This is a genomic window from Microbacterium sp. SORGH_AS_0421 (assembly GCF_030818635.1).
Lineage (GTDB): Bacteria > Actinomycetota > Actinomycetes > Actinomycetales > Microbacteriaceae > Microbacterium.
Window position 1 is genome coordinate 1719479 of record NZ_JAUTAO010000001.1, and the last position, 16248, is coordinate 1735726.

The 16248-nt window shown below is 70.4% G+C and carries 17 protein-coding genes and 1 pseudogene; 13 read left to right on the plus strand and 5 right to left on the minus strand.

Annotation, left to right across the window (positions count from 1 at the left end):
• Positions 1-67: 67 nt before the first annotated feature.
• From QE416_RS08205 to QE416_RS08215, 3 genes are all read right to left on the minus strand, one after another.
• Positions 68-487, minus strand: coding sequence for an organic hydroperoxide resistance protein (locus tag QE416_RS08205; protein ID WP_210072296.1), 420 nt, complete (start codon positions 485-487; stop codon positions 68-70).
• Positions 488-522: 35 nt separating this feature from the next.
• Positions 523-999 (minus strand): MarR family winged helix-turn-helix transcriptional regulator, encoded by a 477-nt coding sequence (locus QE416_RS08210; RefSeq protein ID WP_307315143.1) that lies wholly within the window; start codon positions 997-999, stop codon positions 523-525.
• A 232-nt stretch (positions 1000-1231) separates the two neighbouring features.
• Positions 1232-2536, minus strand: coding sequence for a hemolysin family protein (locus tag QE416_RS08215; protein ID WP_210072294.1), 1305 nt, complete (start codon positions 2534-2536; stop codon positions 1232-1234).
• 248 nt (positions 2537-2784) lie between these two features.
• On the opposite strand from QE416_RS08215, the gene QE416_RS08220 reads away from it, so the two are divergent.
• From QE416_RS08220 to glmM, 4 genes are all read left to right on the plus strand, one after another.
• The gene (locus tag QE416_RS08220; protein WP_267789374.1) at positions 2785-3621 is read left to right on the plus strand and encodes an alpha/beta fold hydrolase; all 837 of its coding nucleotides are present in this window, start codon (positions 2785-2787) and stop codon (positions 3619-3621) included.
• Between the two features lie 346 nt (positions 3622-3967).
• Positions 3968-4414 carry a 50S ribosomal protein L13 gene (rplM, locus tag QE416_RS08225; RefSeq protein WP_094734663.1) on the plus strand — a complete coding sequence of 149 codons (447 nt, stop codon included), beginning with the start codon at positions 3968-3970 and terminating at the stop codon, positions 4412-4414.
• Between the two features lie 24 nt (positions 4415-4438).
• Positions 4439-4909, plus strand: a complete 471-nt coding sequence (rpsI, locus tag QE416_RS08230) for a 30S ribosomal protein S9 (RefSeq protein ID WP_013583923.1) — start codon at positions 4439-4441, stop codon at positions 4907-4909.
• 14 nt (positions 4910-4923) lie between these two features.
• Positions 4924-6279 (plus strand): phosphoglucosamine mutase, encoded by a 1356-nt coding sequence (gene glmM, locus QE416_RS08235; protein WP_307315145.1) that lies wholly within the window; start codon positions 4924-4926, stop codon positions 6277-6279.
• A 97-nt stretch (positions 6280-6376) separates the two neighbouring features.
• Here glmM and QE416_RS08240 read toward each other — a convergent pair whose 3' ends face one another.
• A complete protein-coding gene (locus tag QE416_RS08240) occupies positions 6377-7306 on the minus strand; it encodes a Ppx/GppA phosphatase family protein (protein WP_210072292.1) in 930 nt (309 codons plus the stop codon).
• A gap of 74 nt (positions 7307-7380) precedes the next feature.
• Between QE416_RS08240 and coaA the strand changes: the two genes are divergently transcribed.
• From coaA to tsaE, 5 genes and pseudogenes are all read left to right on the plus strand, one after another.
• Positions 7381-8340 carry a type I pantothenate kinase gene (gene coaA, locus QE416_RS08245; RefSeq protein WP_210072291.1) on the plus strand — a complete coding sequence of 320 codons (960 nt, stop codon included), beginning with the start codon at positions 7381-7383 and terminating at the stop codon, positions 8338-8340.
• 115 nt (positions 8341-8455) lie between these two features.
• Positions 8456-10306: a glutamine--fructose-6-phosphate transaminase (isomerizing) gene (gene glmS, locus QE416_RS08250; protein ID WP_307315150.1), complete on the plus strand. Its 1851-nt coding sequence runs from the start codon at positions 8456-8458 to the stop codon at positions 10304-10306.
• A gap of 103 nt (positions 10307-10409) precedes the next feature.
• Positions 10410-10817 (plus strand): holo-ACP synthase, encoded by a 408-nt coding sequence (locus QE416_RS08255; protein ID WP_210072289.1) that lies wholly within the window; start codon positions 10410-10412, stop codon positions 10815-10817.
• Positions 10814-11935 (plus strand): alanine racemase, encoded by a 1122-nt coding sequence (gene alr / locus QE416_RS08260; protein WP_307315153.1) that lies wholly within the window; start codon positions 10814-10816, stop codon positions 11933-11935. The genes QE416_RS08255 and alr overlap by 4 nt, the downstream gene beginning before the upstream one ends.
• Positions 11936-11985: 50 nt before the next feature.
• Positions 11986-12436, plus strand: a pseudogene (gene tsaE, locus QE416_RS08265) (tRNA (adenosine(37)-N6)-threonylcarbamoyltransferase complex ATPase subunit type 1 TsaE).
• Here the strand turns inward: tsaE and QE416_RS08270 are convergent.
• Positions 12414-13382 (minus strand): alpha/beta fold hydrolase, encoded by a 969-nt coding sequence (locus QE416_RS08270; protein ID WP_307315156.1) that lies wholly within the window; start codon positions 13380-13382, stop codon positions 12414-12416. The pseudogene tsaE and the gene QE416_RS08270 overlap by 23 nt on opposite strands.
• A 65-nt stretch (positions 13383-13447) precedes the next feature.
• Here QE416_RS08270 and tsaB point away from each other — a divergent pair, with 65 nt between their 5' ends.
• Genes tsaB through QE416_RS08290 form a run of 4 tightly spaced genes read left to right on the plus strand, consistent with a single transcriptional unit; the run spans position 13448 to position 16240 of the window.
• The gene (gene tsaB, locus QE416_RS08275) at positions 13448-14080 is read left to right on the plus strand and encodes a tRNA (adenosine(37)-N6)-threonylcarbamoyltransferase complex dimerization subunit type 1 TsaB (RefSeq protein ID WP_307315157.1); all 633 of its coding nucleotides are present in this window, start codon (positions 13448-13450) and stop codon (positions 14078-14080) included.
• Positions 14080-14685 (plus strand): ribosomal protein S18-alanine N-acetyltransferase, encoded by a 606-nt coding sequence (gene rimI / locus QE416_RS08280; protein WP_307315160.1) that lies wholly within the window; start codon positions 14080-14082, stop codon positions 14683-14685. The genes tsaB and rimI overlap by 1 nt, the downstream gene beginning before the upstream one ends.
• Positions 14685-15785, plus strand: a complete 1101-nt coding sequence (gene tsaD / locus QE416_RS08285; protein ID WP_307315162.1) for a tRNA (adenosine(37)-N6)-threonylcarbamoyltransferase complex transferase subunit TsaD — start codon at positions 14685-14687, stop codon at positions 15783-15785. The genes rimI and tsaD overlap by 1 nt, the downstream gene beginning before the upstream one ends.
• A complete protein-coding gene (locus tag QE416_RS08290; RefSeq protein WP_307315165.1) occupies positions 15782-16240 on the plus strand; it encodes a hypothetical protein in 459 nt (152 codons plus the stop codon). Before tsaD ends, QE416_RS08290 begins: the two co-directional genes overlap by 4 nt.
• Positions 16241-16248: the final 8 nt, after the last annotated feature.

The window sequence follows — 16248 nt, forward strand, 5'->3', positions numbered from 1 at the left end:
GGGGCGGCAGGCCGGGACGAGGCGCGATACGTGGGGCTCAGCGCCTCGCCCCGGGGTTCAGGAGAGGTCAGTCCTCCGAGACGGTGACGGTGACCTCGATGTTGCCGCGCGTCGCGTTCGAGTAGGGGCAGACCTGGTGGGCCTCGTCGGCGAGCTGCTGGGCGAGATCGCTCTCGATACCGGGCAGAACGACCTCGAGCAGCACGGCCAGCTGGTAGCCGCCCTGGCCGTTGGGGCCGATGTGGACGCGGCCGCCGACCGAGGAGTCCTCGATCTTGACCTTGTGCGCGCGGGCGACGGAGTGCAGGGCGCCGTGGAAGCATGCGGCGTACCCGGCGGCGAACAACTGCTCGGGGTTGGTGCCGGCGCCGGAGCCGCCGAGCTCCTTGGGGGGAGCGACGTCGAGGTCGATGTACGTGCCGGCGGTCACGTGGCCGAGGCGGCCCTGGCCGGTGGAGACGGCTTCGGCGGTGTAGAGAACGTCCATGGTGTTCCTTTCTAGGGACGGTGGGGGTGCGGTCGTCAGGCCGGGTGGCGCGCCGCGTCGGCGTCGCGCACGTCATCGGGGTGATCGCGCAGGTCTTTCATGGCGTCGGTGAGTCGATGCAGCGCATCGATCAGTTCACGGGCGCTGCTGGCGTCGGTGAGGCCGGAGCCCGCGGCGATGCAGCGCGGGACGTGGGCCAGCTCGGTGCGCAGGGCGTTGCCTCGCTCGGTCAGCGACACGGTCACCACGCGTTCGTCATCGGTGCGGCGCGTACGGGTGAGGTACCCGGCGTTCTCCATGCGGGCGAGCATCGGGGAGAGCGTGCCGGAGTCGAGCTGCAGCGCCTCGCCGAGGCTGCCGACGGTCTGCTCTCCGTCGCTCCACAGGGTGACCAGGGCGATGTACTGCGGGTAGGTGAGGTTCCACGGTTCGAGGAGTGCGCGGTAGGCCTGCGTCGTCGTGCGGTTGGCGGCGTAGAGCGCGAAGCACACGAGCTGATCGACGGCGGGCATGAGGGCACTATTGCACACAACTTGGTTGTGCGCAACCAAATTGCCCGCAATCGTTCGGGTGGGTCGAGGAGGTCAGGCCCGGACGCTCGGCCGCGAGACATCGCAACAGGAGGCGCATGGCGGGCACCATCTCGAGCTCGGTGCACCGAGCGATCCCCTCAGTGGCGACCGCGCCTGATCGCCCTTTGCGCGTGAGCCGACGGGTTCGTGCCGTCGGCTCACGCCGGGATGATCATGCTCGATCGGTGCGCTCGCCGCCGTCACCGGTTGCATCGACGGGATGCCGGGTCACCAGCAGCTCCGCTACGCGACGTCGGTCGACCGCGCTCACCTGTAGCGTCGCGCCGTCCACCTCGACGACATCGCCGACGTGGGCGAGGCGACCCAGACGTTCGACCACGAACCCGCCGACGGTGTCGGAGGCTCCGCGCGCCAGTGCGACACCCGTCGCCTCCTCGAAGTCCTGGAGGTTCAGGCGTCCCTCGACGGTCCCGTGCTCTCCCTCCGACAGGGGCTGCTCGGCATCCGTGTCGTACTCGTCGAAGATCTCTCCCACGACCTCCTCGACGAGGTCTTCGAGGGTCACGATCCCGTCGGTGCCGCCGTACTCGTCGACGACGACGGCGATGTGGCTGCCCTCGGCGCGCATCGCGGTGAGCGTCGGCAGGACGCGGGCGGTGGACGGGATGTAGCGGATCTCACGCATGACCGCGCTCAGGGCACGCTCCGGGTCGTCGGTGAGGTCGCGCACGTGGACGAAGCCGACGACGTCGTCGATGGTCTGCTCCGCCACGGGATAGCGCGAGAAGGGCAGATCGCGGACCTGCTCGTAGGCGTCGGCGATCGTGCCGCCGGCGTCGAGGGTCACGACCTCGGGTCGAGGGCGCATGACCTCGCTGACGTGGCGGTCCCGGAGCGAGAGGACGTCGTCGAGGATGCGGCGCTCGTCGGCGGGGAGCCCTTCGTGGCTCGAGACGATGTCGCGCAACTCTTCGTCGGTCAGTTCCTCGCCGGTCTTGTTCGGATCGCCTCCGAGGAGGCGGACGAGCACGTTGGTCGAGATCGACAGCAGCCAGATCACCGGCCGCATGAGCTTCGCGAAGCCGTTCAGCACCGGGGCGACGGCGTAGGCGAACGCGGCGTTGCGCTGGATGGCGAGGCGCTTGGGGACCAGTTCGCCGAGCACGAGCGACAGATACGCGATGACGAGGGTCAACGTGATCGTGGCGATCGTAGCTGCGGCGCCCTGGTCGAGGCCGAGGTTGGTGAAGAGGGGGGTGACGGACGGGGCGATCGATGACGCGCCGTACGCTGCGGAGGCGAACCCGGCCACCGTCACCCCGATCTGCACGGCGGAGAGGAACGTGTTGGGGTTGCGGGCGAGGTCGGCGACCTTCTGGCCACGCCGTCCGCGGGCTGCGAGGGCGTTCACCTGACTCTCGCGAAGAGTGACCAGGGCCATCTCGGTCGCAGCGAAGACGCCGCCGACCAGAACGAAGACCACGACCAGCACGATGTTGAGCGCGAGATCGTTCACCGGGGCACCGCCGTGACGAGGGGGGAGGACATCGCCCGGGGTCACCCGGGCGCCAGGACTGTGACCGTCGGAGGCGTGGCTCATGCACCGAGTGTAGTGAGGGCGCCCCGTCTCGCTTCGGTGTTCGTTCGGGGTTGCGCCGAGTGCGCGGTTCTGCCAGCCGACGCTGCCGTCGCGGTCAATACCAAGCCGGCCGCGGTGCGTCAACCGCTCCCTTGCGTCCAGCTTCGACTCGAACCATGGCTGCCATGAGCGAGATCACCGCACACCACGGACTTCTGACCGACATCGACCTCCACGTCGACGACACCGGCGGCACGGGCCGCGCCGTCGTCCTCATCCACGGCTGGCCCCTCTCGGGTGAGTCCTGGGCTCACCAGGTGCCCGCCCTCGAAGCCGCAGGCTACCGCGTCGTGACCTATGACCGTCGCGGTTTCGGGCGCAGCGACAAGCCGCACACCGGCTACGACTACGACACCTTCAGCAACGACCTGGAGGCTGTGCTCGAGGCTCTCGACCTGCGCGATGTCACGCTCGTCGGCTTCTCGATGGGCGGTGGTGAGGTCGCCCGCTACCTGACCCGTCACGGATCCGACCGTGTGCACAGCGTCGTCTTCGCGGCCGCGGTTCCGCCGTACCTTGCCCAGACCGACGACAACCCCGAGGGTCCGCTCGACGACGCGACCGCGGACGGGATGAAGCAGGGTCTGAAGGGCGACGAGAAGGCGTTCTATCACCAGTTCACCACCGACTTCTTCTCCGTCGACGGCACTCTCGCCGTCCCGGAGGCCGAGCGCGCCGAGGCCGAGCGGCTGGCCAACCAGGCCGACCACCACGCCGCCCTGAAGTCGATGGAGGCCTTCGCGACGACGGACTTCCGCGAAGACCTGCCGAACGTGACGGTGCCGGCCCTCGTCATCCACGGTGACAGCGACGGAACCGTGCCCTTCGAGGGGTCGGGCAAGCGCACCCACGAGGCGATCGCCGGCAGCGAGCTGCACGTGGTCGCCGGAGCGCCCCACGGCGTCAACGTCAGCCACGCGGACGAGTTCAACCGCGTGCTGATCGACTTCCTGAAGCGCTGACCCCGCCGCCGCGCGCGTCCCCACTCTCGCCCGCACCCGCGGAGGACGCGACGGATGCCGAGATGCCCCGCCACCCGATCGGTGGCGGGGCATCTGCGCGTGAGGGCGCAGGAGGAGTCCCGTGCCGGGGCGGAGTGAGGGGCGCGATTCCCGCCGGGCGGAGGCGGCAGCGTTTGGTCATGGCATCCGAATGGCGTAGTCTCGATCTTTGGTGCCCGCCTCTCTGCGAGCGGGTCGCCCGAACGTGAGCCCTCCACCGGCCCTGTTCTCCCGCCATCGGCGGGGTAACGGACCACCGGAGCGGGATTCACGAACTCCTCCGTTCGATCAAGAAAGCAGCACTACTGTGACGCGCACTTTCACCCCCAAGGCCGCTGAGGTCACGCGCGAGTGGGTCGTTATCGACGCCACCGACGTCGTTCTCGGCCGTCTGGCCTCGCACGCGGCGGTCCTCCTCCGCGGCAAGCACAAGGCGACCTTCGCCAACCACATCGACTCTGGTGACTTCGTCATCGTGATCAACGCCGAAAAGGTCGCGCTCACGGGCCAGAAGCTCACGCAGAAGAAGGCCTACCGCCACTCGGGCTTCCCGGGCGGACTGAAGTCCGTCACCTACGACGAACTCCTCGAGAAGAACCCTGTCCGCGCGGTCGAGAAGGCCATCCGCGGCATGCTGCCCAAGAACAGCCTCGGCGCGGCGCAGCTCAAGAAGCTCAAGGTCTACCGCGGCGCCGAGCACCCCCACGGTGCTCAGCAGCCCACGGCATACACCTTCGACCAGGTCGCCCAGTAAGCGCCGCCGGATAAGGACGAAACAGTGTCGAACATCGACTCCAGCAACTACAGCACCGAGACGCCGGCCGAGCAGTCGGTCGTCGCCACCGAGCGCCCCGTGCTCTCGGTTCCCGGCGCAGCCGTGGGCCGTCGCAAGCAGGCAATCGCCCGCGTGCGTCTCGTTCCCGGCTCGGGGACGATCACGGTCAACGGCCGCACGATCGAGGACTACTTCCCGAACAAGCTGCACCAGCAGCTGATCAACGACCCGTTCACGGTGCTCGAGCTCGCCGGCTCGTACGACGTGATCGCGCGCATCTCCGGTGGTGGCCCCTCGGGTCAGGCCGGCGCGCTGCGCCTGGGCATCGCTCGCGCGCTCAACGAGATCGACGCCGAGAACAACCGCCCGACCCTCAAGAAGGCCGGCTTCCTCTCGCGTGACGCTCGCGTCAAGGAGCGCAAGAAGGCCGGTCTCAAGAAGGCCCGCAAGGCGCCTCAGTACTCCAAGCGCTGAGTTCGATCCTCCGTATGCCTCTCTTCGGCACGGACGGGGTGCGGGGGCTGGCCAACGGCCTCCTCACCGCCGAACTCGCGCTGCACCTGGCCCAGGCGACTGCTGTCGTCCTGGGCCAGGGCCGTTCTGCGGAAGCGCGCAAGGCCGAGGGCCGTCGCCTCACGGCCGTCGTCGCCCGCGACCCGCGTGTCTCGGGGGAGTTCCTCTCGGCCGCGGTCGCCGCAGGCCTGGCCTCCTCCGGTGTCGACGTTCTCGACGCCGGCGTCATCCCCACCCCAGCCACGGCGTTCCTCATCGCCGACCATGACGCCGACTTCGGCGTGATGGTGTCGGCGTCGCACAACCCGGCCCCTGACAACGGCATCAAGATCTTCGCCCGTGGCGGAACCAAGCTGCCCGACATCGTCGAGCAGCGCATCGAGAGTGCCCTCGAAGGCGAGCGGCTGCAGCCCACCGGTGCGGGAGTCGGGCGCATTCGTCGTTTCGCCGACGCCGAGGACCGCTACGTGCTGCACCTTCTCGGGTCTCTGCCGCACCGTCTCGACGGCATCCACGTCGTCCTCGACTGCGCCCACGGCGCGGCGGCGGGCGTGTCGCCCGAGACCTTCAAGGACGCGGGCGCCCAGGTGACGGTCATCGGAGCCGAGCCCGACGGCTTGAACATTAACGACGGCGTGGGCTCGACGCACCTCGACGTGCTCGCCGAGGCCGTCGTACGTCTGGGCGCCGACGTCGGCATCGCCCACGACGGTGACGCCGACCGCTGCCTCGCCGTCGACGCGCAGGGCAAGATCGTCGACGGCGATCAGATCATGGCGATCCTCGCGGTCGCGATGAAGGAGCGCGGGGCGCTCGCCGATGACACGCTCGTGGCGACGGTCATGAGCAACCTGGGACTCCACCGTGCGATGCAGGCCCACGGCATCCGGGTTCTGCAGACCGGCGTGGGTGACCGCTACGTGCTCGAAGCAATGAACGAGGGCGGCTACTCCCTCGGCGGCGAGCAGTCCGGACACGTGATCATGAGCGAGTTCGCCACCACCGGTGACGGCCTCCTGACCGGTCTGCACCTCGTGGCCGAGATGGCCCGTCAGGACAAGACGCTGGCTGAGCTCGCCTCGATCATGACCGTCTACCCACAGGTGCTGGTGAACGTGCGCGGCGTGGATCGCGACGGCGTGAGCGACGAGGGCGTCCAGCGAGCCGTGGCCGCGTCGACGGCCGAGCTCGGCGACTCCGGTCGTGTGCTGCTGCGCGCGTCGGGCACCGAGCAGCTCGTGCGAGTGATGGTCGAAGCGGCCTCCGAAGAGGACGCCCGCGCACACGCCGATCGGCTGGCCGAGGTCGTGCGGGAGCGCCTCGCCCTCTGACCCCGGAGAACGGGGCCGACGTGCGTCGAGCACGCCCGCCCCGTCCTCGATCGGCGCTGACGTCCGCGGAGGTCCTGTCGAACGGATGCCGCGGTGATCAGTACTCGAGCGACTCGATGTAGCGCAGCAGGACGCCCTCGCGCAGCGCCCAGGGTGAGACCTCGAGCTCCTCGACGTCGAGCGCTTTCATGGCGCGCTCGACGACGACCGCGGCGGCCACGATCTGGAACGTGCGGTCGGCGGTGATGCCCGGCAGGGCCTCGCGTGCGTCGGCGGGGATGCGAGCGAGCCGCGGGATCCAGTCCTTCAGCTCTCTGCGAGGCAGCACCATGCGGTCGATGCCCGACCAGCCGGGGACGGGATAGCCCGCCAGCTTCGCGAGCGATCGGATGGCCTTGGACGACCCCACCACGTGGTCGGGGCGCGGGAGGGCGGCGAAGCGCTCGGCGACGGGGGCGAGGACGGATGCCGCGTGCTGACGCAGCGCGTCGATCTCCTCGCCGCTGGGAGGGTCGTGGGGGAGGAACTGCACCGTGGAGCGTCCCGCGCCGAGCGGCACGGACTCGGCGAGATCGGGGAGCTCGTCGGCGCCGCCCGCGATCTCGAGGGAGCCGCCGCCGATGTCGAACAGCAGGATCTGCCCCGCCGACCAGCCGAACCAGCGCCTCACCGCGAGGTAGGTGAAGCGGGCCTCGGTCTCCCCGCCCAGAACCTGGAGGGGCTGTCCGAGCGCTTCTTCGATGAGGGCGATGACCTCTTCTCCGTTGGTCGCGTCGCGCACCGCGGAGGTGGCCGTGGCGAGGAGCTCGTCGACCCGCTCGGCGCGGGCGCGATCGCGCGCGGCGGTCACGGCATCCACCAGTCCCCGCACGCCCTCCTGCGAGATGGACCCGTCGGGCAGCAGGTAGCGCATCAGCCGGAGCACGGAGCGGTGCGAGGTGGTGGCGGTCGGTCGTCCTCCCGCCCGGGCGTTCGCGACGAGCAGGTGGACGGTGTTCGAACCGATGTCGAGGACTCCCAGGCGCACGACCCGAGCGTAGTGGCCGCGGAGAGACGGCCGGGGTCGGCGGGGGAGGGTGACGCCCCGGGTAGCATGAGCGGGTGTCCGCCGCCGAGACCGAGACCGCAGCTCCCGCGCCGTCGCTGAGCCCCTACCGTCAGATCGACCGCGACGACTGGGCTCGCATGGCCGGTGGGCTGGAGCAGCCGCTGACCGAGAACGAGATCGTGCAGTTGCGCGGCATCGGAGACCGGCTGGACCCCCGCGAGGTCGCCGAGGTCTACCTGCCGTTGAGTCGTCTGTTGAGCCTGTACGCGCGGGCCACCCGTCGGCTCGGTGCCGACACGAGCACCTTCCTGGGGGAGCCGGATGCCACGACTCCCTTCGTGATCGGAGTCGCCGGGTCTGTGGCGGTGGGCAAGTCGACCATCGCGCGTCTGCTGCGCGAGCTGATGAGCCGCTGGCCCGACACCCCTCGGGTGGAGCTGGTGACCACCGACGGATTCCTCTATTCGAACGCTGAGTTGGAACGGCGCGGTCTCATGGACCGCAAGGGCTTCCCGGAGTCGTACGACCGGCGGGCGCTCGTGGAGTTCCTCAGCGAGGTGAAGTCGGGTGCGGAGGAGGCGCGGGCTCCGTTCTACTCCCACGTGCGATACGACATCATGCCCGACGCGCACGTCACGGTTCATCGACCCGACGTCGTCATCGTCGAGGGGCTGAACGTGCTCCAGCCGCCGCCGTCGCCGAACGAGGTGGCCGTCAGCGATCTGTTCGACTTCTCGATCTACGTCGATGCCGATGCGGCGCACATCGAACGCTGGTACGTCGACCGCTTCCTCGCGCTGCGCGACAACGCCTTCACCAATCCGACCTCGTTCTTCAAGGTCTTCGCCGACATCAGCGACGAAGAGGCCGTCGAGCGTGCGCTCGGATACTGGCGCGAGATCAACCTGCCGAACCTCGAAGAGAACGTGCTGCCCACGCGCCATCGCGCGAAGCTCGTGCTTCAGAAGGGTGCCGACCACACGGTCGAGACCGTGCTGCTCCGCAAGCTCTGAACGGGCCGGCCCGGGAGCGACCCGGTCTCCGCCGTGCGGCTCCGAAATCGCTCGGGCCCGGCTCCCGAGTGGCCGCGGAGGGGTTTGCTCAGCCCCGCCACGTAGACTCGAATCCATGTGCGGAATCATCGGGTACGTGGGTCCTCGGCAGAGCCAGGACATCCTTCTGGCGGGTCTGTCGCGTCTGGAGTACCGGGGGTACGACTCCGCCGGGATCGCCGTGATCGACGGCGACGGGCGGCTCGACATGCGCAAGCGCGCGGGAAAGCTCGCCGTGCTGCGTGACGACCTCGAGTCCACGCCCATGCCGAACGGCACCACCGGCATCGGTCACACCCGCTGGGCTACGCACGGTGGACCCACCGACGCGAACGCCCACCCGCACCTGGCTGACGACGACAAGCTCGCCGTGATCCACAACGGCATCATCGAGAACTTCGCCGAGCTCAAGAGCGAGCTCGTCGGCGACGGCTTCGCGTTCCGCAGCGAGACCGACACCGAGGTCGCCGCGGTCATGATCGGTCGCGAGTACGCGCGCACCAAAGACCTGGTGCAGGCGTTCCGCTCGGTCGTGTCGCGACTCGAGGGGGCGTACACGCTCCTCGCGATGCACGAGGATCACCCGGGCCTGGTCGTCGGTGCCCGCCGCAACTCGCCGCTCGTGATCGGTCTGGGCGAGGGAGAGAACTTCCTCGGCTCCGACGTCGCCGCCTTCGTCGAGCACACGCGCAACGCGCTGGCCATCGGCCAGGACGAGATCGTGGCCATCACCCCCGAGGGTGTCGAGGTCACGGACTTCTCGGGCGCCCCCGTCGAGGTCGAGGCTTTCGAGGTCACCTGGGACGCCTCGGCCGCGGAGAAGGGCGGCTGGTCATCGTTCATGGCCAAGGAGGTCTCGGAGGAGCCCGAGGCCGTCGCCAACACCATCCGCGGTCGCATCCACGAGGGCCGGGTCGAGATCCCCGAGCTCGACGGCATGGACGACTTCCTCGCCGACATCGACCGTATCCTCGTCATCGCGTGCGGCACGGCGGCGTACGCGGGCATGGTCGGCAAGTACGCCCTCGAGACCTGGACCCGTGTCCCCGTCGACGTCGAGCTGGCGCACGAGTTCCGCTACCGCAACCCCGTGCTCACCCCCCGCACGCTGGTCGTCTCGATCAGTCAGTCGGGCGAGACCATGGACACCCTGATGGCTGTCAAGTACGCGCGTTCGCGCGGTGCCAAGACCCTGTCGATCTGCAACACCCAGGGGGCGACGATCCCGCGCGAATCCGACGCGATCGTCTACACGCACGCGGGTCCCGAGGTCGCCGTCGCCTCGACGAAGGCATTCGTCGCGCAGATCACCGCCCTCTACCTGCTCGCCCTGCACGTCGGCCGCGTCCGCGGTGCGGTCGATCCGGTCGTCGCCGTCGAGGCCGTGACCGAGCTCGAGGCGGTGCCCGGCAAGATCGCGCGCGTGCTCGAGACCGAGCAGGCCCGGATCGAGCAGCTCGCGCACTGGATGGCCGACACCCGATCGGTGCTGTTCCTCGGCCGCAATGTCGGTTACCCGATCGCGCTCGAAGGAGCGCTCAAGCTCAAAGAGCTCGCCTACATCCACGCCGAGGGCTTCGCCGCCGGTGAGCTCAAGCACGGCCCGATCGCGCTCATCGAGCCCGGTCAGCCGGTCTTCGTCGTCGTTCCCAGCCCTCGCGGCTCGGGCGAGATGCACAAGAAGGTCGTCTCGAACATCGAGGAGATCCGTGCCCGCGGTGCCCGTGTCATCGCGATCGCCGAAGAGGGAGACGTCGCCGTGCTCCCCGCGGCCGACGAGGTGCTGCGCATCCCGTTGGCGGCGCCGATGTTCGAGCCGCTCCTGGCCGTCGTGCCGCTGCACATCTTCGCGATGGGCCTGGCCGAGGCGAAGGGGCTCGACGTGGACCAGCCGCGCAACCTCGCCAAGTCGGTGACGGTCGAATAGACACCGCATCGAAGGGGCCGGATGCCGTGGCATCCGGCCCCTTCGTCGTCTCGGTGTCCGCGGGCACCGGCAGAATAAGAGGGAAGTCGAGAGGGGAGCGCACGTGATCGTCGGTATCGGCGTCGACCTTGTCGACGTTCCGCGGTTCGAGGAGCATCTGCGGCGTACCCCTCGGCTGATTCCCCGCCTGTTCTCGGCGACCGAGCGCACGCTCAAGCCCCGCTCCCTGGCGGCGCGGTACGCGGCGAAAGAAGCCCTGATCAAGGCGCTGGGCGGATCCGACGGCGTGCACTGGATCGACATCGAGGTCACCTCGGAGGCGTCGGGACGTCCGGTCTTCTCGCTCAGCGGCGAGACGGCCGCCACGGTCGCCCGCCGGGGGATCACGGCCCTGCATTTGTCGATGTCGCACGACGCGGGGCTGGCGACGGCGTATGTCATCGCCGAATCCCGTGCGGGCGCCGAGGCCCCGGCATCCGTGAATCCGCCCACTCGAGAGGACGACGCATGATGATGGCACCGGGAGTGCTGCGCGAAGCGATGATCGACGTCGATGCGATCACCGAGAACGTCCGTCATCTGCGCGCGTTGACGGGGTCGGAGATCATCGCGGTCGTCAAGGCCGCCGGGTACGGGCACGGGGCTCACCGCACAGCCGTTGCCGCGCTTCGCGGAGGGGCGACGCGCATCGGCGTGTCCGACATCGACGAGGCGCTGGCTCTGCGCCGCGCCGGCATCACCGCCCCGCTCTTCGCCTGGCTGCACGCTCCGGGCGCATCGTTCGTCGAGGCCGTGCGCGAAGAGATCGAGCTCGGTATCTCCGACATCGACCAGCTGCTCCGCGCGGCCGAGGCCGCTCACGGTGAGCGACCCGCGACCGTGCACCTCAAGATCGAGACCGGGCTGTCTCGAAACGGCATCGCCCCCGCCGAATGGCGCATGGTGTTCTCCGAGGCCGCGCGTCTCGAGCGCATCGGCCGGCTGCGCGTGGTCGGGCTGTTCTCGCACCTGTCGAACACGAGCGAGGCCGACGATCGCGCCGCTCTCGCCCGGTTCGAAGAAGGAGTGGTGCTCGCGGCGTCCGTGGGGCTGAATCCGCCGCTGCGGCACATCGCGGCCACGAACGCGGCCATCGCACTACCCGAGACCCGGCTCGGGTGCGTGCGGATCGGCATCGGTCTGTACGGCATCTCCCCGTTCGAGCATCGCTCGTCGGCCGACTTGGGCCTGCGCCCGGCCATGACCCTGCGCGGCGCGGTCGCGGCCGTCCGGCGGGTTCCTGCGGGCACGGGGGTGTCCTACGGATACGACTACCGCACCGACCGCGAGACGACGCTCGCGCTGGTCCCCCTCGGCTACGCCGACGGCGTGCCCCGGCAGGCTTCGGGTCGGGGGCCGGTCTCGATCAACGGCCGCCGGTTCACCGTGGCCGGACGCATCGCGATGGACCAGTTCATCGTCGACGTGGGCGACCACCCGGTCGCGGTGGGTGACGAGGTCGTCCTCTTCGGGGACCCGACCCTGGGCGTGCCTTCGGCGCGGGACTGGGCGGATGCCGCCGACACCATCGACTACGAGATCGTCACGCGCGTGGGCGTTCGCGTGCCCCGACGGGAGGTCCGCGCGTGAGTGTTCCCGACGCACTGCTCGGCGAGCGGGTGATCGAGAGTCCGAGCGACATGGAGGAGCTGGGCCGGCAGATCGGCCGCGCACTCGCCCCGGGCGACGTGGTCGTGCTGACCGGGCCTCTCGGGCGCCGGCAAGACGACCCTGACCCGGGGAATCGGCGAGGGGCTCGGCATCCGGGGTCCCGTCCAGAGCCCCACCTTCGTGATCGCCCGCACCCATCCCTCGTTGGTCGGGGGCACCCCTCTCGTGCACGTCGACGCCTATCGACTGGGGGCCGCGGTCGAGCTCGATGATCTCGACATCGACGTCGCGGGTTCTGCGGTGATCGTGGAGTGGGGCCGCGGCGTCGCGGAGTACCTCGCCGACACGTGGTGGGAGATCGAGATCGACCGTCAGGTCGGGGGACGCGGGGTCGACAACGCCTGCGGCGAGATCGCCGTGCACACCGTCGAGCTCGACGCCGACGCCCCGCGGCGGGTCACGATCTCGCGTCTGCCCTGAACCCCGCTCGACGCGCAGAGGCGCCGCCGGATCTTCCCCCTCTTCCGCGCGATGCCGGGGCGCGGTCCGCAGCCCATACCTCGCGCAGCGCGCGCAGGGTCTCGACCGGTTGCTCGACGTGGGCGAAGTGCCCGCTCTCTTCCAGAACACGGTCGTCGTAGTCGCGCATCAGTCGCTCCCACTGGTGGGCGTCGCGCTCGGCGACGAAGACATCGCCCGCACCCCGGACGGAGCGTACCGGGCACGAGATGCGTCGCCACACGCCATCGTCGTGCGCGCGAGAGAGGTGGGCCGCGGATAGGAAGGCCGAGGGACGGATCTCGTCGGCGAGATCGTCGGTCACCGACCGGTCGACGCTCTCCGGATGCCGAAAGAGCGGGCGAGAGAGGCTGTGCAACGCTCCCGTGCGACGCAGCAGGCGCAGCAGCGGGCGGGCGAGGGGGCCGAGACCGCGCAACACCCGCATGGCGAGAACCATCCCCGCCAACCACGGCAGCCTCGGAGCCTGACGGAACGGCCGTTGGGCGACGGCGCGCGCACCGGCGCCGCTGGGGGAGACCACCCCGACCGCGACGGTCTCACGGGGGAAGCGGGCGGCGACGTCGAGAGCGATCACGCCCCCGAGCGAGTGCCCGACGACGCGCCATCTCGGGTAGCCGAGTGCGCGGGCGACGCCGGCTACCGCCACCGCGATCTCGGCCGGCTCCGGCACCGGCCCCGGCGTCTCGCCCCAGCCCGGCAGATCGACCGCGACGATGTCCGACAGGGGGAGGCGGAGCTGGTCGCTCGCCGCGATCATCGGACGCCACGTGCGCCACGACCCGGCCGCGCCGTGCAGCAGGATCGTGGCGACGGGGCTCCCCGACCGCCGACCCGCGTGCACCACGATCGGCGCCGCCCCGGTGGGGACGACGACGCGGCGGAGGCCGAGGTCGTCATGATCCATGCCCCCTCTTCGGAGCGGAGGGGGAGTTCGGATGCCGCCGAGGAGCGGCCGGATACGCTGGACGCGTGATTCTCGGCATCGACACCTCCCTCGGCACCGCCGTCGCCGCGATCGCCCGCGACGGAGAGGTGCTCGCCGACGAGCAGAGCTCCAACCCGCTCGGCCACGCCGAGGTGATCGGCGATCTCCTGCGCCGGGCCACGGTCGCAGCCCCCGCCCCCACGCACGTCGCTGTCGGCATGGGCCCCGGTCCCTTCACCGGGCTGCGGGTGGGTATCGCCACCGCTCGCGTGTACGCCCTCGGCCGCGGCATCCCCGCCGTCCCCGTGCCGAGCCACGACGGCATCGCCCTCGGTCTCCTCCTCGCTGACGCGTTGACGGGGACCGACACCGGTCGCTTCGCCGTCGTCACCGACGCGCGGCGCAGGGAGTTCGCCTACAGCGTCTACGAGGGCATCGACGACGACGGTCTTCCCGTGCGGGTGTCGGACGCGCAGCTGAGCCCTCGCGACGACCTCGACGCCCGGCTGGTTGCCGCAGGCGCCCGTCGATACGACGCCACCACCGTGTCGGCCGCGATGATCGCGCTCGCCGCGGCGCGAGCCCTCGACGCCGGCCGCACGCTCGCGGACTCCGAGCCCCTCTACCTGCGCAGCCCCGATGTGGTCGCCGCGCACGCGCCCAAGCGGGTGAGCTGATGGCGACCCGCACCGCGACCGTCGCCGATCTCGACGGCATCATGGCGCTCGAGCGCGCCTCGTTCCCGACGGATGCGTGGAGCCCGGCGGTGATGCGCGAAGAACTCGCCTCACCGCACGGCTGGTACGTCGTCGTCGAAGAGGCGGGTCGACTCGTCGGCTACGCGGGGCTTCGCGCGGTGCGCGGGGCCCGGGATGCCGACATCCAGACGATCACCATCTCCGAGGCCGCGCGCGGCCGGGGGCGGGGCCGGGCTCTGCTGACGGCTCTGCTGGAGGAGGCCGTTCGCCGCGAGGTGCACGACGTGTTCCTCGAAGTCCGCGCCGACAACCCCGTCGCGCAGAAGCTGTATCTCTCCGAGGGCTTCGCCGAGGTCGGTCGCCGCCCCCGGTACTACCAACCCGACGACGTCGACGCGATCGTCATGCAGCTCGATCTGCGCGGGTGGGCCGGGCGGCGGGCGGAGACCGCGGGCATCCCGGCATCCGGTCTCGAAGGACCGGACCGGTCTCACGGAATCGGATCGGAGGCGCCGGGAGATTCGATTCCCCTGCCCTCGTCCGAATCCACGCCACCGACCGCCTCCGGAAAGGGCTGGTGCTGATGAACGCGCCCCTCGTACTCGGTATCGAGACCAGTTGCGACGAGACGGGCATCGGCATCGTCCGCGGCCGACAGCTGCTCAGCAACACGATCGCCTCGAGCATGGACGAGCACGCCCGCTACGGCGGGGTGGTGCCCGAAGTCGCCGCGCGCGCCCACCTCGAGGCGCTGCAGCCTTCGATCGACGCGGCGCTCGCCGAGGCCGGCGTCACCCTCGGCGACCTCGACGCCGTGGCCGTGACGAGCGGTCCCGGTCTCGCGGGGGCCCTGATGGTCGGGGTGGGCGCCGCCAAGGGGCTCGCCGTCGCCCTCGACAAGCCTCTCTACGCCGTCAACCACCTGGTCGGGCACATCGCCGCGGACATCCTCGACGCCGACGCGGGAGAACTCGAGTACCCCACCGTCGCCCTTCTCGTCAGCGGTGGGCACACCTCGCTCCTGCTGGTCCGCGACCTGACGAGCGATGTCGAGCTCCTCGGCGAGACGATGGACGACGCAGCGGGCGAGGCCTTCGACAAGGTCGCGCGCCTGCTGAAGCTGCCGTACCCCGGCGGCCCGGAGATCGATCGGGTCGCCGCCTCGGGTGACCCCACCGCGATCCGATTCCCGCGCGGGCTCTCGCGGGCCTCCGACATGGCATCCCACCGCTACGACTTCTCGTTCTCGGGCCTGAAGACGGCCGTGGCTCGGTGGGTCGAACAGCACGAGGCCGCGGGCGAGCTCGTCCCGGTCGCCGACGTGGCCGCCTCGTTCCGAGAGGCCGTCGTCGACGTGCTCGTGACCAAGGCCCTCGACGCCTGCGAGCGTCACGGCGTTCCCCGCCTGCTGCTGGGCGGAGGCGTCATCGCCAACAAGCGCCTACGTGATGTCGCCCTCGAGCGGGCCGCGGCCGCCGGTGTGACCGTGCGCATCCCGCCACTGCGCCTGTGCACCGACAACGGCGCGATGATCGCCGCTCTCGCCGCGGAACTCATCTCGTCGGGTCGCCGCCCCTCGACCCTCGCCTTCGGAGCGGACTCGACGCTGCCCGTCACCGAGATCCAGGTGGCGGAGGATCCGGATGCCGACGCCCCGGCGCCACGCGCAGGAACGACGCTGTGACCGACACGCCGCCGCCCACCCGCCGCGCACGCAAGGAAGAGGCCGGCCCCGCAGTCGACCTTCCCCCCGTGCCGCCCCTGCCCGCCGGCGTCCGCGCCGCGGGGTCAGAGATCGTCGCCCCCGAGGTGGACGACGACAACCGTCTACCCACCGCCCAGCTCGAGATGGCGGCGTTCGGCGATCACCTGATCCCGTATGCGCCGCCCGTCCCTCCGAAGCCGCCGTCCGTCGCGCCCTGGGCCCTCGGCGTGGCGGTCATCGCACTGGCGGCCGCGTTGTTCACCGGCTGGCTGCTTCCGGTCGGTGTGATCGGCTCGACTCTCGCGATGGTCTCGCTCCGGCGGGCCCACGACAGCCGCCGGGTCGCCGTGTGGGCCCTGGCGCTCGCGCTGCTCTCCGTCGCGTTCAGCGTCGGCTGGCTGGTCTGGGGCTTCTCGCAGCTCGCCGTCGGGTGAGCCGAGCC

Bases quoted from the DNA above. Each gene is read 5' to 3' on its own strand.
- QE416_RS08205 (WP_210072296.1), bottom strand. From the start codon at position 487: ATGGACGTTCTCTACACCGCCGAAGCCGTCTCCACCGGCCAGGGCCGC.
- QE416_RS08210 (WP_307315143.1), bottom strand. From the start codon at position 999: ATGCCCGCCGTCGATCAGCTCGTGTGCTTCGCGCTCTACGCCGCCAAC.
- QE416_RS08220 (WP_267789374.1), top strand. From the start codon at position 2,785: ATGAGCGAGATCACCGCACACCACGGACTTCTGACCGACATCGACCTC.
- glmM (WP_307315145.1), top strand. From the start codon at position 4,924: ATGCCTCTCTTCGGCACGGACGGGGTGCGGGGGCTGGCCAACGGCCTC.
- glmS (WP_307315150.1), top strand. From the start codon at position 8,456: ATGTGCGGAATCATCGGGTACGTGGGTCCTCGGCAGAGCCAGGACATC.
- alr (WP_307315153.1), top strand. From the start codon at position 10,814: ATGATGATGGCACCGGGAGTGCTGCGCGAAGCGATGATCGACGTCGAT.
- QE416_RS08270 (WP_307315156.1), bottom strand. From the start codon at position 13,382: ATGGATCATGACGACCTCGGCCTCCGCCGCGTCGTCGTCCCCACCGGG.
- rimI (WP_307315160.1), top strand. From the start codon at position 14,080: ATGGCGACCCGCACCGCGACCGTCGCCGATCTCGACGGCATCATGGCG.
- tsaD (WP_307315162.1), top strand. From the start codon at position 14,685: ATGAACGCGCCCCTCGTACTCGGTATCGAGACCAGTTGCGACGAGACG.